This is a genomic window from Asanoa siamensis, from assembly GCF_016862555.1.
Taxonomy (GTDB): domain Bacteria; phylum Actinomycetota; class Actinomycetes; order Mycobacteriales; family Micromonosporaceae; genus Asanoa; species Asanoa siamensis.
On record NZ_BONE01000012.1, the window covers coordinates 74,055 to 97,471 of the forward strand.

The following is a 23,417-nucleotide window of genomic DNA, read 5'->3' on the forward strand; positions in this document are numbered from 1 at the left end:
GGTCACGTCAGGGGCCCGGCCACACGGTTGAAGACGTTGCCGCACTCGAAGTCGGCCGGGTTCGTCTTCGGCGCGGCGAACTCGCCGGCGTTGTCCTTGGTGATGAGGAACTGCTCGGCGAAGAACGCCCGGTTGTCCTTGGCGATCTCCTCCACCTTGAGCTTGCCGGTGGCGGCGCAGAAGCCGATCGCCAGGCCGACGCCGCCCTGCCACGAGCCGTCGCTGGAGACGGTGGCGGTCATCGTGCCGTTCTTCACGGCGGTGACGGCGTCCGGGACGGCGTCGATGCCCACGACCGCCACCTTGCCGGCGAGACCCGCCTGCTGCAGCGCCTCGAGAGCGCCCAGCGCCATGTCGTCGTTGGCCGCCCAGATGCCCTTGACCTTGTCGCCGTGCTTGGTCAGCAGCGTCTTGGTGACGGTGAGCGCCTCGGCCCGCGAGAAGTTGGCCGCCTGCTGGTCGAGGAGCTTGACGCCGGTGTTCTTCTCGAGCGACTTCTGCAGGCCGGCGAACCGGTCCTTGGCCGCCGCGGTGTCGAGCACACCCTGCAGCGCGATGATGCCGCCCGAGCCGCCGATCGCGGTGGCGAGCGCGTCACCGATCTGCTGGCCCGACTCGACGCCGTTGTAGGTGATGTGGCTGAGCCAGGTCTTGTAGTCGGCCGGCTTCAGGTCGGCCGGCTTGTTCCACTGCGTGACCAGGTACGCCCCGGCCTGGTCGGCACCCTTGACGATCGGCGCGGTGTCCGAGTCGCCGTTGGGGAGCACGTTCATGACCAGGCACTTGGTGTCGCCGGCGAGGATCTGGCTGATCTGCTCCTGCTGCTTGGTGGAGTCACCGTCGTAGGTGAGGCGCTCCTGGGTGAGACCGACGGACTTGGCGAAGGCGTCGCCACCGGCGAGCCACGAGGCCTCGTACGGGTTCGACTCGTTGCGGACCTGCCCCACCAGCCGGACGGCGGACGGCTCGCAGGCGGCCTCGCCGCCGGCGGCGGTGTCGTTGCCTCCGGCGGCCTGCTCGCTGCAGCCGGAGAGGACGGCAGCGGCTAAGGACAGGCTCATGATGACGGCGGCGGGACGAAGGACGATATTCATGATCAATCCTCGATTTCTCGTTGCCGGGGACGGTGCGGTCTTGGTGCTGGCTTGCTGCGGTGGAGGCCGGGGTCAGCGGGCCATCCACCCTCCGTCGACGACCAGGACGTGGCCGTTGACGTAGTCGGCGGCGGCGGAGCTCAGGAAGACGGCCGCGCCGGCGACATCGGCGGCGTCCCCCCAGCGACCGGCCGGGATGCGCGCGAGGATCGCCCGGGACCGGTCGGGGTCGGCCCGCAGCGCGGTGGTGTTGTCGGTGGCCATGTAGCCGGGCGCGATGGCGTTGACCTGCACGCCGAGCGGACCCCACTCGTTGGCCAGGGCCTTGGTGATGCCGGCGACGCCGTGCTTGCTGGCGGTGTAGGCCGCGACACGGATGCCGCCCTGGAAGGAGAGCAGGCTGGCGACGCTGACGATCTTGCCGTGGCCGCGCGCGGCCATCGGGCGGCCGAACTCCTGGCAGAGGAAGAACAGGCCGTTCAGGTTGACGTCCACCACCCGGTGCCAGGCCTGCCGGGTCACGTCTAGGGCGTCCGCGCGGTCGATGATGCCGGCGTTGTTGACCAGGATGTCCACCTGACGGCTGCCGGTCACCTCGGCCGCGACCCGTCCGACGGCCTCGTGGTCGCTGACGTCGAGGTCGACGATCTCGACGTCGCGGCCGAGGTCGGCCACCTGGTCGCGGGTCTCCGTCTGGCTGCCCGACCGGCCGACCAGGACCAGATCGGCGCCGGCCCGGGCGAGCCCGAGCGCGATGCCCTGTCCGAGGCCACGGCCGGCGCCGGTGACGACGGCGCAGCGGCCGTGCAGGTCGAACGGCGAGCGGGTCACAGCTCCTCCAGCGCCACCGGGGTCAGGTCGGTGTAGTCGTTGTTCTCGCCGCCCATCGCCCAGATGAAGGCGTACGAGCCGGTGCCGACACCCGAATGGATCGACCACGGCGGCGAGATGACCGCCTCGCGGTTACGCACGACCAGGTGGCGGGCGGCGCCGGGCCGGCCCATGAGGTGGAAGACGCGCTCCTTCTCGTCGAGGTCGACGTAGAGGTAGACCTCGGTGCGCCGGTCGTGCAGGTGCGGCGGGAGCGTGTTCCACACCGAGCCGTCGGCGATGACGGTGACGCCGAACTGCAGCACCGCGGTCTGGAGCTCCTGGCCCCACGCGTACCGGTAGAGGCTACGTTCGTTGGCACCCTGCGGGGTGCCGAGCCGGACCGGCTCGATCGACGCGTGGCTGAGCAGGGTCGTCGGGTAGGTCGCGTGCGCCGGAGCGCTGACGAAGTAGAACGCGGCGTCGGGGCCGGCGAAGGTGACCTCGTTGCCACGGCCGACGAAGAGTCCGTCGAGGTGGCGCAGCTCGAACTTCTCGTTGTTGACCAGCACGTGGCCCGGCTGGCCCACGTTGACGACGCCGAGCTCGCGGCGGGTCAGGTGGGACGGCGCGCCGAGCACGTCCCAGGCCGGCAGCTCGAGCTGATCGGTGCCGGGAACCGCCGCGCCGACGATCAGCCGGTCGTCGTGGGTGTAGACACCCCGGACCTCGCCGGTGCGGAACAACTGCTCCACGAGGAAGTTCTTTCGCAGGTCGGCATTCGTCGCCGTCTCGACCTCTGACGGCGATGCGGAGTACCTAACTTCGATCAACACTCGCTCCTCGTTTGTGAACCGCGTTCAGCTACGTGAACCGAGCCGAACGATACCTATGGCTCCGATCACAGGTCAAGAGCTTGAAGTTGGTCCCTCTATGTGAACTGTGGTTGAGTCTGGTGGCATGCTTGAGGCGCGTCATCGTCGATGAGGAGGTCTGGGTGGACACGGACAAGACGGCCAACGGCGGCTCCGCCACCTCGCAGGTCAAGTCGGCCGCGCGCGTCCTCGACCTCCTGGACGACATCGCCGCGAACGGCCCCGGCACCCAGCTGCAACTGGCCACCCGCCTCGGCATCCCCAAGAGCAGCCTGCACGCGCTCCTGCGCACCATGTGCGCCCGCGGCTGGCTGGACACCGACCAGACCGGCAGCGTCTACCGGCTCGGCGTGCACACGCTGACGGTCAGCTCCGCCTATCTGGACGGTGACCCGGTGCTGTCGCGCGCCCGGTCCGTGATGGACGAGATCGCGGCGGCCACCGAGGAGACCGTGCACCTGGGCCGCCTCGAGGGTGCCGAGATCATCTACACCGCCAAGCGCGAATCCAAGCACCCGTTGCGGATGTACTCGGCCGTCGGGCGCCGCCTGCCCGCGTACATGACGGCGCTCGGCCGGGCGATGCTCGCCGAGCTGCCCGAGGACGTCCGCGACCCGCTCATCCCCCACCAGATCAAGCCGGTCACCACGCAGACGATCACCGACCGGGACGCGTTGCTGGCGATCATCGACAAGGCCGGCCAGCTCGGCTACGCGGAGGAGAGCGAGGAGTCCTGCCTGGGCGTCCGCTGCTTCGGCGTCGCGCTGCCCTTCTCGCACCGCTCGCAGGACGCGGTGAGCGTCGCGGTCCCGGTCAGCCGCCTCGACCAGGGTCGCGAGGACTTCATCATCGAGACCCTGCTGAGCGTGAAGGCCCGCCTGTCGGCGATGCGTTAGCTCTTCTCGAACGCCGCCACCACGCCGGCGCGGCTCGGGTCCTCGCTGGCGAGCACGCCGCCGTTGGCCACGATGTCCGGGGTGATCTCGTTGAACACCATCCGGACGTCCTGGGGGCGGGCACCGAGGATCTCGACCGCGTGCGCGGTCACGGCCTGGGCGAAGGCCCGCCGCTGCTCCAGGGACCGACCCGCGAGCAGCTCAACGGTGATGTTAGGCATGGCGCCCCTCTCCCGTACATCCAGACTATGGACCTGAGTTCACCAACGTGAACGCACGCTACCGTGAGGGCCGTGGACCCGCAATCGAGGGGAGGGTCGCGTTCACATCCTTGACATCGATTCGGCCTGTTGCTCCAATCAGGTGCAATGAACGAGGCCCGCACGCGGTGACGGCTAGGCTATGGACCGGGTTGTGGCCACCACGTGGTCTCGTCCGCGGTCGACCCTGTGAGGTCCGCGTCATCGAGCACCGCGTCCGTGAAGTCGGTGCCCCGCAGGTCCGCGTCGCGCAGGTTCGCGCCGGCCAGGTTGGCGCCTGTGAACCGGATGTGCCACAGCACCCCACCCGACATGTTTCCCTGCCGCAGATCGGTTCCACTGAGGTCGGCGGTCAACCACTCCGAAGGGTTGAGGCCGGCGATGTTCCAGCGGCACAGCACAGTCAGCGCCGCCTGGGCGTCGGGTCTGCGTACCCGCAGCGGCGTATCGACGGACGACGGGTGCTCGTCGGGAGGCGGCCACGGCGAGGTCGACCGCACGTAGGCGGCAAGAACGTTGACGATGCTCAGGCGGTCCTCAGCCGACTCGCGGGCGATGCGATCGAGTGCGTAGATGCCGCCGATCCGCACCGTGGGTCGTCATTGGCCAGCTGTTCGACGGCTTTCGTGTACCGGTCTGTCAGCTGACCCTCACGCTGCACCGTCAACTGCTCACGGGTGGCCGCCGCCGACTGCTGCAACTGCCGCCACGCCAGGACCGCGCCGGACAGCACGGCCGCGGCCGCCAGCGCCTGGAGGAACTGCCCGCGGATCGCGTTGATGCTCGACGCCCGCTCGACCGGGGACATGGCCGCGACCTTGGCCGCGCCGACATCGACCGAGAGAAGCCATCCCGGGAGCACGGCGATGAGCACGACCGCGCCGAGGACGGCGAGTCCGGCACCCACGGCACGCCGGCGAGCAGCCAAGGACGCGTCTCCTCTCCCACTGAGCCCACCGTATCGACCTGAGCAAGCCCCGTGGAGGCCGCACCGGCGATGGGCGGTGCGGCCTCCGGGCGTTTCGTCAGTGCTTCTTCGACACGCGCAGCGGGAACGTCGGTGCGCCGATCGTCTCGAGCGTCAGCGTGTTCGCCGCGATATACCTGTCCAGGTACGGCGAGCGGTCACCCTGCGTCGGCCGGTCGAAGCGCGGGTCCTGCACCTCCATGCCCAACCGCGCGTCGTGAACGGTGACTGTCTGGCCCGACGGCACCGGCCGCCAGCCGCGGGAGATGATCGTTCCTATCTGGACACCCAACCGGTGGCCCTGCTCGAAGGTCCAGTCGTTCGCCTTCAGCGGGAACGACGTCGAGCCGTCGTCGTCCAGGGCCGCCACCATCTCGTTGAACATCGTCGACGTGCCGTCCGGGGCGACGTCCCACAGCCGTACCCAGACGTTGCCGTCGCCCCTCGTCCTGAGCGACACGTCCGGCGTGCCCGTGAGCCGCACCTGCGCGGACGCCGGCGTCGAGAACGTCCAGTAGCTGTTGCCGGGCGCGTCCGCGTTCAGCACCGCCGTGGGTCCGGCGACCGGCGCATTCTCGATGTCCCAGCCCGCCGCCGTCGTCCGCTCCAGAGCCGCCGGGGCGGCCTGGCCACCGTCGTCCACATAGGAGCCGCGCGACAACCGCGCCGTGTACGTGTCGTGCGTCACCGGCCATGTCGGCTGTGCGCGCCAGTTGCCGAGGCTGTCCTCGATCGAGAACGCCGGGTCCTCGACCGACGGCCGGATGCCGCGCAGGTGCTCGTCGTAGAAGCGCATCACCTCGTCGAACCAGCCCGCCCGGCCCATCTTGAGCCGGCCCTCGCTGTCGGTCTCGTTGCCGCGGACGTGCTCCCACTGGCCCAGCCACCCGCGCTCCTCGCCGCGGTGGTTGGCCAGGTACTGCTGCATGTCCTCGGGCTTCGTGTTGTCCTCGATGAAGCCCGACGTGACGAACAGGGGTGTACGCGAGCCGGCGGCGCGGGACGCGAAGTCGCGGGCGCGCCAGAACGCCGAGTTCGGGTCAGGGTCCTGGGTGTCCGTGCTGTTGTTGATCTGGCACTCGGGGTGGCTCTTCTCGTAGTCCGCGTTCGCCAGGTAGCGCGCGCTGTCGCCCGTGAGCTGCGGCATCGTCGCGATCGAGTAGTAGCTGCGCGGGCTGCTCGTCGCGTTGGACCGCGGCACACCGTTGCTGAACAGGTAGTTGTACCTGTTCCACGTCGGCTCCTGGGCGACGATCGCCTTCAACGGCTTCAGCCGCAGCACGTTGGCCGCCAGCCCGGTGTTGGCGTCGTACGACTTGCCGTACATGCCGACCTTGCCCGTCGACCACGGCTGGCGCGCGGCCCATTCGACGGCCGCCTTGATGTCGGCCTGCTCGCCGGGCCCGAGGAAGTCCAGGCAGCCCGTGCTGCCGCCGAAGCCGCGCAGGTCGACCATCACGAACGTGTAGCCACGCTCCATGAGACCGGCGCCCTCGATCAGGTCGTTGAAGCGTCCCGACGGCCCGACCTGGTCGAACCCCCCGGGCGAGGTCTCCCCCGCGTGCGAGAAGTAGGGGCCGACGGACAGGATCACGGGCGTTCGCGTACGCGCGGACAGGTGCGCCGGGCGCAGGACGTCGGCGTGCAACTCGACGCCGCTGCCGTCCGACGACGGGAAGTACGCCTCCGTCCACGCCGCCCCTTCGGGAACCCGCGGGTTCTCCTCGTGGGTGACGCCGGTCGCGGTCGTCGGGGCGGCCTGCGCCGCCGAGGGTAGGCCCGTGGTGAGGCTCGCGATGATGGCCAGCGCGCCCGCCGCCGCGGCGGGCAAAGCCATCCTCCTCCGAACGGTCATCCAACCTCCACCTAACTCCGGACGAGTTCGCCCGGTCGGACATTGATGCTAATGATCATTGGCTCATATGTATCCCACAGTTATCTCGCCGTGACCTCTGCCGCCAGGGCCGGTGTCGTTCGTAGACTTCGATGCCATGGGCGGCATCGGGTGGTACGGCGGGCTGGTCGCGGTGGAGTTCGGGCTCGCCGTCGTGACCGTTGTCGCTCTCTTGTGGATAAAGGCGCCGTACGGTCGCTACCAGCGGGTCGGCTGGGGCCCGACGGTGTCCGCCCGCGTCGGCTGGGTCGTGATGGAGTCGCCGGCGGTCCTGGTCTTCGTCGCGGTGTTCCTCGCCGGGGCCCACCGCACCGACCTCGTCGCGCTGGTGCTGCTGGCCATGTGGCTGTGCCACTACGTGTACCGGGCCTTCGTCTACCCGCTGCTGATGCGGCCCGGCAGCCGGATGCCGGTGCTGGTCGTGGCCCTCGCGATGGCGTTCAACGTGCTCAACGCCACCGTCAACGCCTGGTGGGTGGCCGAGATCGGCGGGTACGCCGACAGCTGGCTCACCGATCCGCGCTTCCTCGCGGGCGCGGTGCTCTTCTTCGCCGGGCTGGCCGTGCACGCCCGGTCCGACCGCACGCTGCGCCGGCTCCGCGCGCCGGGCGAGACCGGCTACCGCATCCCGTACGGCGGTGCCTTCCGCTGGGTGAGCAGCCCCAACTACAGCGGCGAGATCGCGCAGTGGTGTGGCTGGGCGCTGGCGACCTGGTCGCCGGCCGGCCTCGCGTTCGCCGTCTACACCGCCGCCAACCTGGTGCCGCGGGCGATCGACCACCACGCCTGGTACCGCGAGCGGTTCCCCGACTACCCGGCCGACCGCCGGGCGCTCGTACCCCATCTGCTGTAAGGGTCAGCCCAGCCATCACCGCGCGCGGCGGTCGGCGAAGTAGTCCGCCGCTTCGGTCAGCCACTCCGACCCGCCGGCGGTGAGGGTGGGGTCGGCGACCAGGGCGTGCAGCGCCGTGCGGGCCGCCGCGGACCGGCACGGGTCGAGCATCAGCAGCAGGCGGGCCGCCTCGTCGCGCGTGGCGGGGCGGGTCGTGCGGTCCAGGGCCACCCGGGCGAGGCCGGCCACCGCGACGTCCGTCTCTCCCAGGGAGGCGATCTCGTAGAACAGCGTGACGGAGAGCTGCCGCTCGGCGGCCTTCTCGGCGATCGTGGCGAGGGTCCGGACGCCGGCGGCGCGCATGGACGAGAAGCGGGCCAGCTCGCGGGCCGCGAGCGCGCTCGTCCCGATCTCCGTCTGCGCCTGCGCGACCTGGACCAGGACCTTCGTGCGCCGCTCCTCGTCGCTCTCACCGAGTTGGACGAGCTCGCGGGCCGCCTGCAGGGCGTCGAAGCCGGTCAGGCGGTAGCACAGCGCCTCGACCGCGTCCTGCGCCACGCCCTGGAAGTCGAGTGCCCAGAGCGAGACCTCCCGGGCCAGATCGAGGCGGTCACGCAGGCGGAGGGTGTCGGTGGAGATCAGATCGGCGGTACGGCCCAGGGCTGTCCGGCGGGCGGCCGGGCCGAGCTGCGCCAGTGCCCGGATCGCCTCGCGGCGGCTCGGCAGCGGCAGGCTGTCGTCGTCGACGACGGCGGAGACGACGTCGAGAGCGGCCGGCCGGGAGTGTGGGTCGGCGGCGGCGAGGTCGCGCGCCAGGGCCAGCCGCTGGGCGGTGCCGCTCGCCTCCCGCAGCGCGGCGCGCAGAGCGGCGGCGAGCACCGGCCCGTGGTCGGGTCCGAGCTGCGCCAGGGCCCGGGCGGCGACCACGCGCTCGGCGGCGGGGACGGCGGGTTCCGCGACGATCCGGCGCAGGTCGGCCACGCCCTGCGCGTAGCCGGCTTCCCCGAGTTCGAGGAGGGCCTGGGCGGCACTCGTCCGGTCGTCGGCCGGCGCGGCCCCGGTCGCCATCCCGTGCAGCAGGCCGGCGGCCCGGTCGCGGTCACCCCCGAGGCTCGTGGCGACGAGCTGCGCGGCCGCGATCCACTCGCGGGGGCAGACGCCGAAGTCGGGTCCCGCGGCTTCGGTCAGGACGGTGACCGCCTCGTCCGCCGTGTCCGCCCGCAGGAACTCCTGGGTCAGGGCGACGGGCGACACCGCGCCCGATCCGATCAGCCGGGCGAGCGCCGTACGCGCCGATGGGACCTGTTCCGGTGTGAAGCTCTCCAGCAGTCGGAAGGCGTGCACCTGGAGGTTCGGCGCGACGCCCCAGCGGAGGACGAGGCGAAGGCGGTCGCCGGCCCGGCCCCGGAAGGCCGGGCCCTGCGCGGCGAACAGCGCGATGGTCGACGGTGCGGCGCCGGTGGCGAAGTTGGCGGACCGGTTCACGTACTCGTCGAAGAGCTTCAGGGTGATGTCGTCGAAGCGGGGGGCCTGGTCCTTCAGCGCCTCGAGCGCGTCGGCCGTGCTCAGCCGACGGTTGGCGATCAGCCGGTTGACCCGGACCTGGACGTAGCGGGTCTCCCGGGAGGTGGCCAGCGTACGCACGGCGCGCACCAGCAGGTCCCCGGTGATGTCCGGTGCGTCGAGCAGGGGGCGGAGCAGCTCCACGCCGCCGGGCGGGAGCGGGCGAACGGCCGCCATCGCCTCGCACCGGGCGAGCACCTCGGCCGGGGTGTCGGGGCGGGGCGCGGGTTCGGGCGGACGCCGCCGTGGCGACCGGGGTCGGGTTTCGGCCGCCGGCCGGCCGCGGGGCACACGGGTCAGGCCGCGTGCGGCGAGCCACGCGTCGTCGAAGCGCCACAGGTCGAGGTGGACGACGACGCGCAACAGCCGGTGGACCACGGCGTCCCAGCTCGGCACGCGCCGGAGCCGTGGCCGCGGCGCGTCGTCGACGGGCGGCCGGGTCGCCGCCGGTCCCGCGGCGGGCGGCTCCGGGGTCGTCGGCCGCGGCGGGTCGGGCAGCACACGGCCGGCCCGGGCATGGAGCGCCCGTACCGTCGCCGTCTCGTACCCGCTCAGGCGCTTGTCGTCGCTCAGCGGGCCGAGCACCTCGATCGCGCTGCGCTGCCCGACCAGGCCGAGGTCGAGCAGCGCCTCCGCGGCCTGCAGCCGCTGCCGCGCCCTGACTCCCGGGTCGCCCGCGATGGCGTGCAGCGCCTGGGCACCGACCGCGGAGGACGTGCGGTACGAGACCAACGCCTCGGCCGCACCCAGCCGCAGCTCGGCGTCCGCCGTGCTGTCGCTCGCCACCTCCTGGAGCACGTCGACCACGTCGGGCTGCACGGGCAGGCTCGCCGCGAGCCGCACGGCGGCGAGGGCCCGGTCGGCGGTGTGCGACGCCCGGCGGGTGCGGCTGGTCCAGAACCGCAGCGCCTCGGCGAAGCGCGCGAACTGCCGCGGTTCGGCGGGAACCCCTTCCGCGAGCAGCCGGGCCGCGAGCATCTGGCTGTCCTCGTCGCCGCCGGCGAGCCAGTCGAGCAGCGCGGCCGTGGAGCCGTGCTGGAAGGCGTGGTGGGCCAGCACGGCCAGGGCCTCGCCGGTCGGGAAGCGGCGGGCCGCCGTGACGTAGTAGGCCCACAGCTCGTGGTCGGCGTCGAACTCGGCGGGCAGGCTCCGCGCCCGGCTGCTCGCGACCCGGTGCTCCGCGAACGTGTGGTGCACGAACTTGAGGTCCGTGCCGACGTGGGCGAGCAGCCCGGTGCTGGTCGCCACGCTCGCGATGATCAGCTGCCAGTCCGGTGGGGCCGGGTCCGGACGGCGGCCCGCCTGGCGGATCCACTCCGCCGCCGCGGCCGACAGCCCGGCGCCGCGCAGCGCCGCCTCGGCCAGGTGGTCGACGAGGGCGAGCCGGTGGTCGGCCAGCCACCGCGCCAGCGCCGCGCCGTCCGGCCAGCCGCGCAGCCGCTCGGTGAGACCGTCCAGCGCGCTGGCGGCCCGGGACTCGTACATGAGCCCGAAGTACCGCTCGTAGAGCTCGTACCGGCTGTGCGGCAGGCCACGGGCCGGGTGGTCCTCGAACACCACGGCCGCGACGGTGGCCAGCAACGGCACCGCCATCAGCTCGCTGAGCCCGCTCTGGTCGGACTGGCGCAGGAACTCGGTGGCCTCGGCCGGCTCACCGAACCAGGCGTGCGCGAACGTCTGCCGCTGGTCGCGGTTGAACAGGGCGATCTCGTACCGGCCGAAGCCCGCCGGCTCGTCGAGCCGGGCCAGCTCGTCGGAGGGCAGCGGACGGGTGGTGACGAGCAGCCGCAGTCCGTCGCCGGTCGCCCGCTCGCGCAACACCGAGAGCAGCCCTTCGCGGCGGGCACCGTCGACCACCTCGTCGATGCCGTCGACGATCAGCAGCCACGGCACGCCCTGCCAGGGCCGCTGGAACAGCTCCGGCTCGAGCGGGCGGTCGAGCAGCGGCCCGACCTCGCTGACGACGGCGTCCCGGAGTGCCTGCCAGAACGTGTCGGCCTGGCCGCCGGCCAGCGCCATGGCTGAGACGCGGACCGGCACCAGGTTGGCGGCGGGTCCGGTCGGGTCGAGCACCGCGCGGGCGAGGTCCGCGGTGAGCTGGAAGGCCAGCGTCGACTTGCCGCAGCCGGCACCGCCGCTCACGAGCAGGTGGCGGTGCTGCTCCATCGCGGACTCGACCGACATCGTCGGCCCGACGGCCGCGGCGTCGGCCATCTGCTGCCGCACGTAGACCTCGGCGAGGACACGCCCGTGGGAGCCGAGCAGCCGGTACGGGAAGCTCTCCGACGCGGCGGCCTGGGCGCGCATCAGGGCCGCGACGCTGTCGGCGTCCGCCGCGGCGGGCGGGTCGTCGCCCGCGAGGACCTGGTCGAGCATGGCGAGGCCGGCCACGAGCAGGAGGGCCAGGCCGAAGGCGGGCAGGAGTACGACCGGGTCCGTGGTCCAGTCCCAGGAGGCGGGCAGCACGCCGTCGCCGGTCACGAGGTTGGTCAACACCGCGAGGACGGCGAGGGCGAGGGCGGCCGAGCCGGCGGTCAGCAACCGCCGCCGTCGTCGCGGGGTGCCGGTCACGACCCGCGCCGCTCCGGCGCCGGTTCCGGAGCCCGGGGGATCGCCGCCGCCATCCGCGGGACCGGCCACGGCCGTCTCATCCGCGACACCTTCCACCAGGGACTGCGGTCACGTCATTGCACCAGCCCGGACGCCACCGCCGCTACACGCGACGAGAACTTTCCACTTGCGGAAGTGGAAAGTTATCGCGATACTTTCCGGCGTGGAAAGTGGTGAGGTTCGGGAGCAACTGGCTGCCGCGGAGCGGGGGGCCGCCGCGCCCTACGTCGAATATCCGCCCACGCCGTGGTGGTATGCGCCCGTCGTGGGGCTGTGGGCCGCCGGCATGGTCGGGGCGTTCACCTGGTGGCGCGAGAGCGTCGCCCTGTTCCTCGGTTCGCTGGCCGTCCTGATCCTGCTGGAAGTGCTCTTCCTGACCTGGATGCGGCGCCGGCACGGGGCGTTGCCCATGCCGGGCAAGGGGACGCCGCCGCCGGAGATCGCCGTGTTGTGGCGGCGGTACTTCGGGTCGCTGGTCGTCGTCGTTCTGGTCGTGGCCGGCGGCTGGCTGCTGGGTGGCGTGCCCGTGGCCGCCGCGCTGGCGTTCGTGCTCGTCACCGCCGGGCTGGCCGTCTACGAGCGCCGGTACGCGAAGGCCGCGGCCGCCGTGCGGGCGCGACTCGCGTGATCGACGGCCTGGATCCGATCATCCACGTCCCCAAGCGCCTCGCCGCCATGGGCATCCTGGCCAACGCGCCGACGGTGTCGTTCCGGTTCTTGCGCGACCACCTGCGGCTCGGCGAGTCCGACCTGTCCAAGCAGATGTCCACGCTGGAATCCGCCGGGTACGTGACCGCGACCAAGGACGGGCGCGGCCGCGGCGCGAGCACCACCTACCGGATGACCAGCGCCGGCCGCCAGGCCTACGAGGCGCACTGCGCGGCCCTGCGCGCGCTGCTGGACGGTACCGCCAGCCCGTCGGGACCGGTCTAACCTGGACCAGGACCCCGGCCCGCGGAGCATCAGGAGGTACGAAAAATGGACCCGTCCGCGTACGCGACGGCTGTCGTCGCACAGACGAGCACGTTCGCCGACTGGGTGCACGGCAAGGATCCGTCCACCCGCGTGCCCACCTGTCCCGAGTGGACGCTGGCCGACCTCGTCGACCATGTCGGCTCCACGCAGCGCATGATCGCCATGCTCGTCGGCGAGAAGATGACCGAGCCGAGCGCCGCGTTCGCCCGCTACGTGCCCGGCCCCACCGACTCCGAACAGTGGCGGGCCTGGCTGACCGAAGGCGCCGCCGAAGCCCAGCGGGCCTTCGACTCGGTCGACGCCGACACGCCCGTCTGGGATCCGTCCGGGGCCGCCGACGGCGTCGCGTTCTGGTCCCGTCGGCTGTTCGGCGAGGCGTCCGTGCACCGCGCCGACGCGGCCGCCGCGCTCGACGAGCGCTACGACCTCGCGCCCGAGCACGCCGTCGAGGCCGTCGAGGACTGGCTCGACACGATGACCTCGCGCGGCTACTGGGAGAACAAGCCCGAGTTCGCCGCCGCGATGCGTGGCAACGGCCAGACCCTGCACTTCCACGCCACCGACGCGACCGGGGAATGGCTCGCCCGCCGGGAACCCGACATGGTCGCCCTGGAGCGCACGCACGCCACGGCCGACGTCACCGTCCGTGGGCCGGCCACCGACCTCCTGCTCGTGCTCAGCCGGCGCCAACCGCTGGCGGCCGCGTCGAGCCTGGAGATCGACGGTGACCGGGCGCTGCTCGACCGGTGGATCGACCACATGGACTGGGTCACCGGCGACTAGGGCCCGGCTCGTACGCGAGCTGCTCGCGCATCCGGCGGCGGGTGAGGTCCAGGCGCGCCCGGCGGTCGTCGCGGGGGTCGGTGGTCGTCGGGTCGATCGGGTCGCCGATGACGAGCTCCATCCGCGGCCTGCGCCGGAAGAGCCGCGAGACACCCCGCGGCGCGACGAACCGGATCGACAGGGGTACGACCGGCACGCGCGCCTGGGCGGCCAGGTGGAACGCGCCGCGCTTGAACTCGCGCAGGGTCGTGTCGTACGGCTCCAGCTCGCCCTCCGGGAAGAAGTGCACGCCCCTCCCCCGGGCCAGGACCAGCTCCAGCTCGGAGAAGAAGCGGGGCAGCTGCGCGGCCGTCGGCGGGACCGCCACGGCGCCCAGGAGCCGGACGATCCAGCCGTACCCCTGGTTCTGCAGGTTCATCGGCGCCGACGTGAAGACGAGCCGCCGCGGGAAGGCCGCCAACGCCACCAGGACGCTGTCGAGCGGGTGGACGTGGTTGCACACCGTCACGAACCCGCCCGTGCGCGGGAGGCGGGCACCCGACGTGCGGGCGCCGACGACGAGGCGGGTCCAGAGGTACATCGCCGGGACGAAGACGCCGTAGTAGAAGGCGTTCGAGAACAGCCGGTACAGGCCGCCGGTGGCACCGATCGGCGGCTGGGGCGGGTCGTCGGCGCGCGCGTACACCCGCTCGATCGCCTTCGCGCTGCGGTCGACCGCGTAGAGGTCCGCGAGCCGGGCGTACGCCTGCGACGCCGTCGCCAGCGCCGCCGGGTCGTCGATCCAGCCGTCGATCCGCGCGGCCAGCGACGCGGCGTTGCCCGCCCGGAACAGGTTGGCGGGCCCGAGCGCGAACTGGCGCGTCGCGCTGCGCCGGCTGTCGGAGATGACCGGCACGAGACCGCAGGCGAGCGCCTCCAGGCAGGACACCCCTTCGATCTCGACGTCGGACGCGTGCACGTACAGGTCGCAACTCCGGATGAGCGCGATCAGGTCGGTCTGCGAGTAGTAGCCGAACCGCGCCGGCCGGGGCAGCTTCGACGCCAGCCGGCGCAACCGTTTCTCGCGGTGACCGGCGCCCGCGAAGTGCAGTTCGATGTCGGCGGCGTGGCGTGACCTCCGCACCGCGCGGATCAGCACCTCCTGCCGCTTCTCCGGCGAGAACCGACCGACCATCAGGATGCGGTACGGCTCACCGGCGGCCCGTACACGTGGGGGTCCGGGCCGGAAGCTGCCGCTCACGCCGTTGGAGATCACGTGGAGCCGCGCCCGGTAGCCGTGGCGACGCAGCTGCGCCGCGATGAACGTCGACGGGCAGTGGATGTCGGCGAACCGCCCGTAGAAGAGCACGCGCAGCAGGAAGTAGACGAGCCGGGCGGCGGGCGGGAACCGGCCCAGACCGAGGTTGTAGGTGATGTTCTCCGGCTGGATGTGGAACCCGGCGACCGCGGGCACGCCGATCTCGCGGGCGATCCGCTCCGCCGCGCGGCCCAGCGGCCACGGTTGGTAGATGTGGACGACGTCGGCGTCCTTGATCGCGGCGACCAGCGTCTCCCGGTCGGGCCGGCCGAACGCGGTGTGCTGGCGATGCGCGAGCCGGGTGGCGACCGGCACCACCAGCTCCGGCACCCAGAACATCTCCGGGCCGCCGGGCAGCGGCGACACCGCGCCGGGCTCGCCGCACGCGACGACGCGTACGGTGTGGCCGCGCGCGATCAGGTTCGCGGCGAACCGCATCGCCGACACGGTGATTCCGTTGTTGCCGACATCGAACGTGTCGGTGACCAACGTTATGATCATTGCCGCCCCGCCCTGGGTGATCCTCAATCCCCCACCGAGGGATCTTGGCAGCTAGCGGCCCGCGGTGCCAGGGAAACGTGACGCGAACGGCAACGCGACGGCCAGCGGAACACAAAGGTGCCGGCCCGCGACCGCGGACCGGCACCTTTCACCCAGGATCAGAAGTCGAACTGGTCGATGTTGGACGCCTCGAAGGTGAACGGGTCGCCGAGGACGATCTCGCCGTTCGCGCCTACCGTGTACTCGCCCAGCTTGCCCGCCGTGAACTTGTCGCCCTGCTTGCCCGTGATGATGCCCGAGGCCAGCGCGCCGCCCGCGTACGCCGCCAGATAGCCCAGGTCCGCCGGGTTCCACAGCGCGAACGCCTTGCACGTGCCGTCCTTCACGAACGCGCGCATCTGGTTCGGGGTGCCGAGGCCGGTCAACTGCACCTTGCCCTTGTACGAGGAGCCCGACAGGTACCGCGCGGCCGCGGCCACGCCCACCGTCGTCGGCGAGATGATGCCCTTGAGGTTCGGGTGCTTGGCCAGCAGGCCCTGCGCCTCCTGGAACGACTTCTCGTCCTGGTCGTCGCCGTAGACCGTGTCGACCAGCTTCAGCTTCGCGTACTCCGGCTTGGCCAGCTCGGCCTTCATCATCTCGATCCAGGCGTTCTGGTTGGTCGCGTTCGCCGTCGCCGACAGGATCGCGATCTCACCGCCGTCCGCACCGATCGCGTCGGAGATCAGCTTGATCTGCGACTTCGCGATGCCGTCGGCGGTCGCCTGGTTGACGAACACGTCCCGGCATTCCGGCTTGGTGTCCGAGTCGTACGTGACGACCTTCGCGCCCGCGGTCTTGGCCTCGGTCAGGGCGCCGCAGATCGCGTCCTTGTCGTTGGCCGACACCACGATCACGTCGGTCTGCTGCTGCGAGAGCGTGTTGATGTAGGACACCTGCGCCGACGGGCTCGCCTCCGACGGGCCGGTCTGCGAGTAGGTGCCCTTGAACTCCTCGACGGCCGACTTGCCGCCCTTGTTGTCCGAGGTCTCGAAGTAGGGGTTGTTGACCTGCTTGGGCAGGAAGGCGATCTTGAGGCCCTCCTTGATCGTGCCCGAAGAGTTGCCGGTGTCGCCGCTGCCCGTGCCGCTGCCGGCGTCGCCGCCGTCCTCGGCACACGCGCCGAGACCGAGCGTCAACGCCGCGAGGACGGTCGCCGCGACGACGCGTACACCTGTGATCCTCATGGTTGGGTCCTTTCCTCAGGGGGTCGTCGCCGTCGCAGCCGTCCACGTGCCATCCGCACCACGTTGGGCCCGACGACGGAAGCGATGAGCAGCGTTCCGGTGACGATCGTCAACGCGTTGGCCGGGACGTCGGCCAGTTGCAACGCGTTGCGCAGAGTGCCGAGGAGCGCGACCGCGGCGACCACACCGAGCAGGCCGCCGCGACCGCCGAAGATGGACACGCCGCCCAGCAGCACCGCCGCCACCACCGACAGCTCGAGGCCGTTGGCGTTGTCGGCACGGGCAGACGCGAACCGGAACGTCCAGAAGACGCCCGCCAGAGCGGCGACCACACCCGTCGCCACGAACAACCAGAACTTCGTCTTCAGGACCGCGATCCCGGAGTACGCGGACGCTTCCGCGTTGTTGCCGATCGCGTAGAGCCCGCGACCGACCGGGGTCGCGTGCAGCAGCACCCCGAACAGCAGCGCCAGCACGGCGACCACGAGGACGAACCACGGGATCACCGTGCCGGGCAGCGGGGCGATCATGTCGCGGGCCCAGTCGACCGGGTAGTCGGCCACGGCCCGGTCGCCGAGCACGACGTAGGCGAGGCCGCGGTAGAGCGCGAGCGTGCCGATCGTGACCGCGAGCGAGGGCAGGCCGAACACGGTGACGAAGACGCCGTTGACGGCGCCGAGCACCGCGCCCAGCGCCAGCGAGAGAGCGATCAGCAGCGGCAGCGAGGTGACGCCGGCCTGCCACAGCGCGCCCAGCACGCTGCAGGTCAGGCCCACGGTGCTGGCGACGCTCAGGTCGATCTCGCCGGTGATCACGACCAGCGTCATCGGCAGGGCGATCAGCGCGATCGGGATCGCCTCGAGGATCACGAACCGGTAGAAGCGGGGGTTGCCGACCCCGTCAACGGTCATCGAGCCGACGACGATCACGAGGACGAGGGCGACCAGCACGAGCACGTCCCACGAGCCGAGCACGCCGCGGACCCCGCGTGGGCGCGGCGGCGTCACCGGCTCGCGGACGGGCGTGTCAACGGCCACGGTCGGTGCCTCCTGCGAGTCGGCGGGCCAGCCGCACCGCGAGCGAGCGGTCCAGGCCGATGGCGGCGAGGATCAGCACGCCGACGGCGGCGCGTTGCCAGAACGGGTTGATGCCGAGCACCGGCAGGGCGCTGCCGATCGTGGTGAGCAGCACCGCGCCCAGCGCCGCGCCGTAGACCGAGCCGCTGCCGCCGAAGATGGCCACGCCGCCGACGACCACCGCGGCGACCACGTTGAGCTCCTGGCCGAGGCCGGCGTTGGCGTCGATCGTGCCGAACCGGGCGGCGTGCAGGACACCGGCGAGGCCGGCCAGCGCGCCGCTGGTGACGAACGCCCAGAACACCCGGCGTCCGACGGGGATGCCGTAGAGGCGGGCGGCGTCCGGTTCGGAGCCGATCGCGTACAGCTCCCGGCCGCTGCGGTAGGAGCGCAGGAACAGGCCGGCACCGACGACGACCACGACGGCGAACAGCGCCAGCACGGGTACGCCGAGGATGCTGGCCGTGCCCAGGCGCAGGAAGCCGGGCGGCATGTCGGCCGCGTTGATCTGCTGGCCGGTGGCCCAGGTGTAGTCGAGGCCGCGGAACACGTACAGGGTGCCGAGCGTGACGACCAGCGCCGGCACGCGGGCCGCGGCGATCAGCCCGCCGTTGATCGCGCCGCAGACGGCGCCGAGCGCGATGCCGGCCAGCAGCGCGACGGGGATCGGCAGGCCCGGGTTGTCGACGAACAGCGTGCCCGTGGCGAACGCGGCCAGGCCGAGGATCGAGCCGACCGACAGGTCGACGTTGCGGGTGATGATGACGATCGCCTGGCCGACCGCGAGGATCGCCAGGATCGTGGCGCCGAGCAGCAGGTCCTTGATGTTCTGGGCCGACAGGAACCGGGTGTTGACCGCGAAGGTGACCGCGACCAGCAGCACGAGGGCGAGCGCGATGCCGAGCTCACGGACCACGAACAGCCGGTGTACGGCGGAGGCCGGCGCGGCCCGCTCGGGGGCGGGGGCCGGCGTCGTGGCCGGTGCCGTCACGGCTGCGCTCCCCTCGCGGCTCCCGGCGCGGCCCCCGTGGCCGCCACCATCACCGACTCCTCGTCGGCGGTCGCCCGCGGGATGTCGGCGACCAGCCGGCCCTCGTGCATCACCAGCACGCGGTCGGCCATGCCGAGCACCTCGGGCAGCTCACTGGAGACCATCAACACCGCCACTCCGTCGGCCGCCAACTCGGAGAGCAGGCGGTGCACCTCGGCCTTCGTGCCCACGTCGATGCCGCGGGTCGGCTCGTCGACGATCAGCACCCGCGGCCCGGTGGAGAGCCACTTGGCCAGCACCACCTTCTGCTGGTTGCCGCCCGAGAGCGTGCCGACCGGGTCGGTGGGGCGCGCGGCCTTGACCTGGAGGCGCTGGGTCCAGGTGGCGGCCGACCGCCGCTCGGCACCGCCGAACAGCAACCCGGCCCGGGCGAGGGCCCAGCGGCGGGGCAGTGTCGCGTTGCGCTCGACCGACAGCTCCATCACCAGCCCCTGCTGGCGGCGGTCCTCCGGCACCAGGGCGAGCCCGGCGGCGATGGCGGCGGGCGTGTCGCCGGGCGGCAGCCGCCGGCCCTCGACGAACACCTCGCCGGCGTCGGTCCGGTCGACCCCGAACACGGCGCGGACCACCTCGCTGCGGCCGGCGCCGACCAGCCCGGCCAGCGCGACGATCTCGCCGCCGCGGACGGTGAAGCTGACGTCGCGGAAGAAGCCGTGCCGGGTCAGGCCGCGCACGTCGAGCCGGACGTCGCCGGGCGTGGTGTCGAGCTTCGGGAACAGCGTGGCGACGTCGCGGCCGACCATCTTGCGCACGACGGCGTCCACGGTCAGCGCGGAGGTCGGCGCGGTGTCGACCCAGCGGCCGTCGCGCATCACGGTGATCCGCTCGCACAGGTCGAAGACCTCGTCGAAGCGGTGCGAGATGAACAGCACGGCCGCGCCGTCGTCGCGCAGCGAGCGGGCGACCGCGAAGAGCCGCTCCACCTCCACACCGGACAGTGCGGCCGTCGGCTCGTCCATCACGAGCAGCCGGGCGTTGGTGGACAGCGCCTTGGCGATCTCGACGAGCTGCTGGTCGGCGATCGAGAGGCCGCGGGCCGGGCGGTCGGGGTCGATGTGCACGCCGAGCCGGCCGAACAGCTCGCAGGCCCGCGCGCGCATCGCCGCGGTGTCGATCCGGCGGCCGGCGCGCAGCGGCTGCCGGCCCATGAAGATGTTCTCGGCGACGGAGAGGTCGGGGAAGAGCGTCGGCTCCTGGTAGATCACCGCGATGCCGGCGGCCCGCGCGTCGGCGGGCCCTCCGAAGGTCACCGGCTCACCGTCGAGCAGCATCGTGCCGGTGTCGGGCGGGTGCACGCCCGCGAGGATCCGCACGAGCGTCGACTTGCCCGCGCCGTTCTCGCCGACCAGCGCGTGCGTCTCGCCGGCCACGAGCTCGAGGTCGACGTCGCGCAGCGCCGCCACGGCGCCGAAGGACTTGCTCACCCCGCGCAGTGCCAGCATCGCACCTCCCCGCCATGAAACGTTTCATAGATTGCCGTGCCCAAGACACTAGGGATGCCGATCCATCACCGTCAAGGGCCGGTGTGGCCTTCTTCCTCGCCGTCGGCGGTGAAGGCGCCGGAGCCGTGCTCGGTCTCCAGGTAGACGTGCTGGTGGCCGAGACCCGCGTCCACATTGATCTGGTCGAGCTGGGCGGCGGCGACCGACCAGGCGGTCGCGGCGGAGGTGCGCGAGCGGTCGGCGATCGCGATCAGCGCGGCCCGCTGGGCCTCCGGCCCGGCGACCGCGGCCGCGTACAGGTCGATCGCCACCTGGAAGTCGCCGATCGCGTTGCGGACACCGCCGCGGGCGACGTTGGTCGCGGTCGTGCCGGACGGGCTGTCGGCGTGCGCGGCGACGAGGTCCTTGACGGTCTGCTGCCAGCCCGCGATCGTCGCGGTGTCGGCGGGCCGGCCACTGTCGACGGCGGCGTCGAACGCGGTGAGCACGGTCGTCAGCTTCTCCTGGGACGCGCGCGCGAGCGTGGTCAGCGCGCGGATCTGCTCGACGTCGCGCTTCGCCTCCTGCGCCTTGATCTCGTCGACCGCGCGGGTGGTCGCGTCGGGACGGCCGATCAGGAAGCCGGCGAGACCGGCGAGCAGCGCCGCGACGACGACGCCGACGACGAGAGCGGCGAGCGGCACGCGCTTCGCCCGCTCCTGTGCTGCCTTGTGGACGTAGGACGGCCGACCCGTCTTGCGCGACATCGATGAACGGTATTACGGCTCCGGCGAGCGGATCAAGGCCGCCCGGCGCGCCCGGTAGGCGCTGACCGCCGCGCGGTTGCCGCAACCGCCGTCGCAGAACCGCTTCGAGCGGTTCCTGGACAGGTCGACCAGGACGTTGTCGCATCCCGGGTACGCGCAGCCGCGCAGCCGGTCCAGCGCCTCCGCCCGGACCACGTCGACCAGCGCCATCGCGGTCTCGACGGTCATCCGGACGGCGAGCGGGGCGTCGCGGGCGACCGCGTGCAGGTGGTAGCTCCAGCCGTCGTGGCGGACGAGCTGCGGCAGCGGGCGGCTCTCCCGCAGCAGCGCGTTGACCGTCTCGACCAGCTCGTCCTCGCCCAGCTCCCAGAACCGCCGGAACCGCGGGCGCAGCGCGCGCACCTCGTCGAGCTCGGCCCGCGTGCCGGTGCGGACGCCGGAGTCCGGGTGCGCGCGCATGAACGCGTCGAGCGCGGCGACGTCGTCGAGCGGCGTGTTGACGAGCGCGGCGGCCTGGACCAGCGCCGCCTCGGTGTCATGGGCGAAAAGCATCTTGACCCCTGTCATCACCGCCACCTAACGTCATCAGTGTAATCCGTCTTTGGTCATGACAGGGGAACGCCCATGCCACCGGCCCGCTCGCTCGGCCTGCTGCTCGCGCTGCTGTCCGCGCTGACGTTCAGCACGTCCGGGCCGTTCGCGCACGCGCTGATGGACGCCGGCTGGACGGCGCCGGCTGCCGTCGCGACCCGGGTCGGCGTCGCGGCGCTGGTGCTCGCCGTGCCCGCGGCGCTGCTGCTGCGCGGGCGGTGGGGCTCGGTGCGCCGCAACCTGACCGGCATCACGCTGTTCGGCATCCTCGGCGTCGGCGCGGCCCAGGTCGGCTACTTCAACGCGATCCGCTACCTGCCGGTCGGCGTGGCGCTGCTGCTGGAATACCTCGGCGTCGTGCTGGTCGTGTTCTGGATGTGGGCGGTGCACGGCCAGCGGCCGCGGGCCCTGACCGCCGCCGGCGCGGCCACCGCGATCGTCGGCCTCGTGCTCGTGCTCGACCTGAGCGGCGGCGCCGACCTGTCGCTGGTCGGCGTGGCCTGGGGCCTGTTCGCCGGCGTCGGCCTCGCGTCCTACTTCGTGCTCGGCGCCCGCGACACCGGCGACGACGAGGTGCCGGCCCTCGCGCTGGCCACAGCCGGCATGGGCATCGGGGCGGTCGTCCTGCTGCTGCTCGGTGCCACCGGGCTGCTGCCGATGCACGCGACGTTCGGCCAGGTCAGCCTCGGCGGCCAGCGGATGAGCTGGCTGCTGCCGGTGGCCGGGCTGTCGTTGGTCGCCGCGGTCGTCGCGTACGTCGCCGGCATCGCCGCGGCCCGCGCCCTCGGTGCCCGGCTCTCGTCGTTCGTCGGCCTCACCGAGGTGCTCTTCGCGGTGCTGATCGCCTGGCTGGTGCTCGACGAGCTGCCGACCACCGTCCAGCTCCTCGGCGGCGTGCTGATCATCGCGGGCGTCGCGCTGGTCCGCCTCGACGAGCGCCGGCCCGCGCAGGAGCTCGTCTCAGCGTGACTCCCAGTGGAGTCCCGGGTCGGCGCTGCCGTCGACGGCGAAGGTCCGCACGGCCCGCAGCGCCGTCGCGAGATCGACGACGTCGCGCCGGGGCACCCGGCGGATCCGTCCGGCGGCGACGATCGCGACCTCGCCGGGCTCCGCGTCCGTGGCCCGCACGACGATGACGTCGTCGTGCTCGTCGGACCCGAGGTGCACCAGATAGCGGCCGGCGCCGCCCTCCACCGCGAGGTACTGACCGTCGTGGCCGGTCACCACGATCTCCGTGTGCCGGCGCTGGTCGAGGGCGCGCACCGCGGCCACGAGGTCACGCACCGTCGGCGACTCGGCGAGGAGGTGGTCGGCGCAACCGTCGTGCCAGCGGTCGCACTCGAGCCGCACCGGCTCAGCGACCGCGGGTGAAGGCGTCATACAGCTCGTCGTACCGGGCCTGGTCGGCGGAGAGACGGCCGTCGCCGCTCACCGTGAACCCACCGCTGCGGTAGCACTCCACGAACAGCTCCACCATGGCCGGCAGGTCGGGGAACTCGATCCGGGTGGGCTCGCCGGCGCGGATCGCGACCACCCGCGGCTCGTTCGGGCCCGACCAGAGCGCCGCGTACAGGTCGCCGTCCTCCGAGGCGAGCAGCGGGAGCCAGCCGTCGCCGAGGGTCAGCACCGGATCGTCCTCGTACGCGTGGCGCAGCCCGACCGCCTCGGCGAGGGCCAGCGGCGCGTACCCCGGGATGACCTCGACGTCCTCCCGGTCCTGGCCGGGATCGCGGGTCACACCGTCGTGCCAGGCGAACCACTCGCCGACCACGGGCGGCAGCGGGCCGTAGCGGCCGATCGCGTCGGCCGGCAGGCCGGGCACCAACAGGTCGACGACCGGGCGCCGCAGCACGCGCAGCCACCATTCCAGGTCGTCGAGGCGTTCGGTCAGGGACTCCTCCTCCACACGACCACCAGCGCCGCGCGGC

23 protein-coding genes are annotated in these 23,417 nt (G+C 72.3%); 6 read left to right on the plus strand and 17 right to left on the minus strand.

The window, feature by feature from the left end; all coding sequences use genetic code 11:
• Positions 1-2 precede the first annotated feature (2 nt).
• The 3 genes from Asi02nite_RS10335 to kduI form a co-directional block, all read right to left on the minus strand.
• Positions 3-1,094: a sugar ABC transporter substrate-binding protein gene (locus tag Asi02nite_RS10335; protein WP_203712073.1), complete on the minus strand. Its 1,092-nt coding sequence runs from the start codon at positions 1,092-1,094 to the stop codon at positions 3-5.
• A gap of 72 nt (positions 1,095-1,166) precedes the next feature.
• Entirely contained in the window at positions 1,167-1,925 is a 759-nt protein-coding gene (kduD, locus tag Asi02nite_RS10340) for a 2-dehydro-3-deoxy-D-gluconate 5-dehydrogenase KduD (RefSeq protein ID WP_203712074.1), read from the minus strand.
• Positions 1,922-2,737, minus strand: coding sequence for a 5-dehydro-4-deoxy-D-glucuronate isomerase (gene kduI, locus Asi02nite_RS10345; protein WP_203712075.1), 816 nt, complete (start codon positions 2,735-2,737; stop codon positions 1,922-1,924). Before kduI ends, kduD begins: the two co-directional genes overlap by 4 nt.
• Positions 2,738-2,901: 164 nt before the next feature.
• Between kduI and Asi02nite_RS10350 the strand changes: the two genes are divergently transcribed.
• Entirely contained in the window at positions 2,902-3,675 is a 774-nt protein-coding gene (locus Asi02nite_RS10350) for an IclR family transcriptional regulator (protein WP_203712077.1), read from the plus strand.
• On the opposite strand, the gene Asi02nite_RS10355 is transcribed toward Asi02nite_RS10350, so the two are convergent.
• The 4 genes from Asi02nite_RS10355 to Asi02nite_RS10370 form a co-directional block, all read right to left on the minus strand.
• Complete coding sequence (locus Asi02nite_RS10355; RefSeq protein WP_203712078.1) at positions 3,672-3,896, minus strand: tautomerase family protein; 225 nt, start codon at positions 3,894-3,896, stop codon at positions 3,672-3,674. The genes Asi02nite_RS10350 and Asi02nite_RS10355 overlap by 4 nt on opposite strands.
• Positions 3,897-4,075: 179 nt before the next feature.
• Positions 4,076-4,525 carry a pentapeptide repeat-containing protein gene (locus Asi02nite_RS10360; RefSeq protein WP_203712080.1) on the minus strand — a complete coding sequence of 150 codons (450 nt, stop codon included), beginning with the start codon at positions 4,523-4,525 and terminating at the stop codon, positions 4,076-4,078.
• The gene (locus tag Asi02nite_RS10365; RefSeq protein ID WP_203712081.1) at positions 4,462-4,809 is read right to left on the minus strand and encodes a hypothetical protein; all 348 of its coding nucleotides are present in this window, start codon (positions 4,807-4,809) and stop codon (positions 4,462-4,464) included. The genes Asi02nite_RS10360 and Asi02nite_RS10365 overlap by 64 nt, the downstream gene beginning before the upstream one ends.
• Positions 4,810-4,960: 151 nt before the next feature.
• A complete protein-coding gene (locus Asi02nite_RS10370) occupies positions 4,961-6,739 on the minus strand; it encodes a CocE/NonD family hydrolase (protein ID WP_239126619.1) in 1,779 nt (592 codons plus the stop codon).
• A gap of 154 nt (positions 6,740-6,893) precedes the next feature.
• On the opposite strand from Asi02nite_RS10370, the gene Asi02nite_RS10375 reads away from it, so the two are divergent.
• A complete protein-coding gene (locus tag Asi02nite_RS10375; protein WP_203712083.1) occupies positions 6,894-7,649 on the plus strand; it encodes a methyltransferase in 756 nt (251 codons plus the stop codon).
• 15 nt (positions 7,650-7,664) lie between these two features.
• On the opposite strand, the gene Asi02nite_RS10380 is transcribed toward Asi02nite_RS10375, so the two are convergent.
• Positions 7,665-11,831 (minus strand): NACHT domain-containing protein, encoded by a 4,167-nt coding sequence (locus tag Asi02nite_RS10380; protein ID WP_203712084.1) that lies wholly within the window; start codon positions 11,829-11,831, stop codon positions 7,665-7,667.
• A gap of 133 nt (positions 11,832-11,964) precedes the next feature.
• Between Asi02nite_RS10380 and Asi02nite_RS10385 the strand changes: the two genes are divergently transcribed.
• Genes Asi02nite_RS10385 through Asi02nite_RS10395 form a run of 3 tightly spaced genes read left to right on the plus strand, consistent with a single transcriptional unit; the run spans position 11,965 to position 13,559 of the window.
• Positions 11,965-12,429 carry a hypothetical protein gene (locus tag Asi02nite_RS10385; RefSeq protein ID WP_203712085.1) on the plus strand — a complete coding sequence of 155 codons (465 nt, stop codon included), beginning with the start codon at positions 11,965-11,967 and terminating at the stop codon, positions 12,427-12,429.
• Positions 12,426-12,734, plus strand: a complete 309-nt coding sequence (locus Asi02nite_RS10390) for a transcriptional regulator (RefSeq protein WP_203712086.1) — start codon at positions 12,426-12,428, stop codon at positions 12,732-12,734. The genes Asi02nite_RS10385 and Asi02nite_RS10390 overlap by 4 nt, the downstream gene beginning before the upstream one ends.
• A gap of 45 nt (positions 12,735-12,779) precedes the next feature.
• Entirely contained in the window at positions 12,780-13,559 is a 780-nt protein-coding gene (locus tag Asi02nite_RS10395; RefSeq protein WP_203712088.1) for a maleylpyruvate isomerase family mycothiol-dependent enzyme, read from the plus strand.
• Here Asi02nite_RS10395 and Asi02nite_RS10400 read toward each other — a convergent pair.
• The 7 genes from Asi02nite_RS10400 to Asi02nite_RS10430 all read right to left on the minus strand — a co-directional run bounded on the left by Asi02nite_RS10400 (position 13,546) and on the right by Asi02nite_RS10430 (position 21,450).
• Positions 13,546-15,357, minus strand: coding sequence for a glycosyltransferase (locus tag Asi02nite_RS10400; RefSeq protein ID WP_203712090.1), 1,812 nt, complete (start codon positions 15,355-15,357; stop codon positions 13,546-13,548). The genes Asi02nite_RS10395 and Asi02nite_RS10400 overlap by 14 nt on opposite strands.
• Before the next feature lie 158 nt (positions 15,358-15,515).
• The gene (gene rhaS, locus Asi02nite_RS10405; RefSeq protein WP_203712092.1) at positions 15,516-16,583 is read right to left on the minus strand and encodes a rhamnose ABC transporter substrate-binding protein; all 1,068 of its coding nucleotides are present in this window, start codon (positions 16,581-16,583) and stop codon (positions 15,516-15,518) included.
• Positions 16,580-17,620, minus strand: coding sequence for an ABC transporter permease (locus Asi02nite_RS10410; RefSeq protein WP_239126620.1), 1,041 nt, complete (start codon positions 17,618-17,620; stop codon positions 16,580-16,582). The genes rhaS and Asi02nite_RS10410 overlap by 4 nt, the downstream gene beginning before the upstream one ends.
• Positions 17,610-18,650 (minus strand): ABC transporter permease, encoded by a 1,041-nt coding sequence (locus tag Asi02nite_RS10415; protein WP_239126621.1) that lies wholly within the window; start codon positions 18,648-18,650, stop codon positions 17,610-17,612. The genes Asi02nite_RS10410 and Asi02nite_RS10415 overlap by 11 nt, the downstream gene beginning before the upstream one ends.
• A complete protein-coding gene (locus Asi02nite_RS10420) occupies positions 18,647-20,152 on the minus strand; it encodes a sugar ABC transporter ATP-binding protein (protein ID WP_203712094.1) in 1,506 nt (501 codons plus the stop codon). Before Asi02nite_RS10420 ends, Asi02nite_RS10415 begins: the two co-directional genes overlap by 4 nt.
• A gap of 71 nt (positions 20,153-20,223) precedes the next feature.
• Positions 20,224-20,898 carry a hypothetical protein gene (locus Asi02nite_RS10425; protein ID WP_203712096.1) on the minus strand — a complete coding sequence of 225 codons (675 nt, stop codon included), beginning with the start codon at positions 20,896-20,898 and terminating at the stop codon, positions 20,224-20,226.
• Positions 20,899-20,910: 12 nt separating this feature from the next.
• Positions 20,911-21,450 (minus strand): CGNR zinc finger domain-containing protein, encoded by a 540-nt coding sequence (locus Asi02nite_RS10430; RefSeq protein WP_203712152.1) that lies wholly within the window; start codon positions 21,448-21,450, stop codon positions 20,911-20,913.
• 72 nt (positions 21,451-21,522) lie between these two features.
• On the opposite strand from Asi02nite_RS10430, the gene Asi02nite_RS10435 reads away from it, so the two are divergent.
• Positions 21,523-22,458 (plus strand): EamA family transporter, encoded by a 936-nt coding sequence (locus Asi02nite_RS10435; RefSeq protein WP_203712097.1) that lies wholly within the window; start codon positions 21,523-21,525, stop codon positions 22,456-22,458.
• Here Asi02nite_RS10435 and Asi02nite_RS10440 read toward each other — a convergent pair.
• On the minus strand, positions 22,450-22,869 hold the full coding sequence (locus Asi02nite_RS10440) for an Imm1 family immunity protein (RefSeq protein WP_203712098.1): 420 nt from the start codon (positions 22,867-22,869) through the stop codon (positions 22,450-22,452). The two genes, Asi02nite_RS10435 and Asi02nite_RS10440, sit on opposite strands and share 9 nt — an antisense overlap.
• Positions 22,844-23,395, minus strand: a complete 552-nt coding sequence (locus tag Asi02nite_RS10445; RefSeq protein ID WP_203712099.1) for an SMI1/KNR4 family protein — start codon at positions 23,393-23,395, stop codon at positions 22,844-22,846. Before Asi02nite_RS10445 ends, Asi02nite_RS10440 begins: the two co-directional genes overlap by 26 nt.
• Positions 23,396-23,417 lie beyond the last annotated feature (22 nt).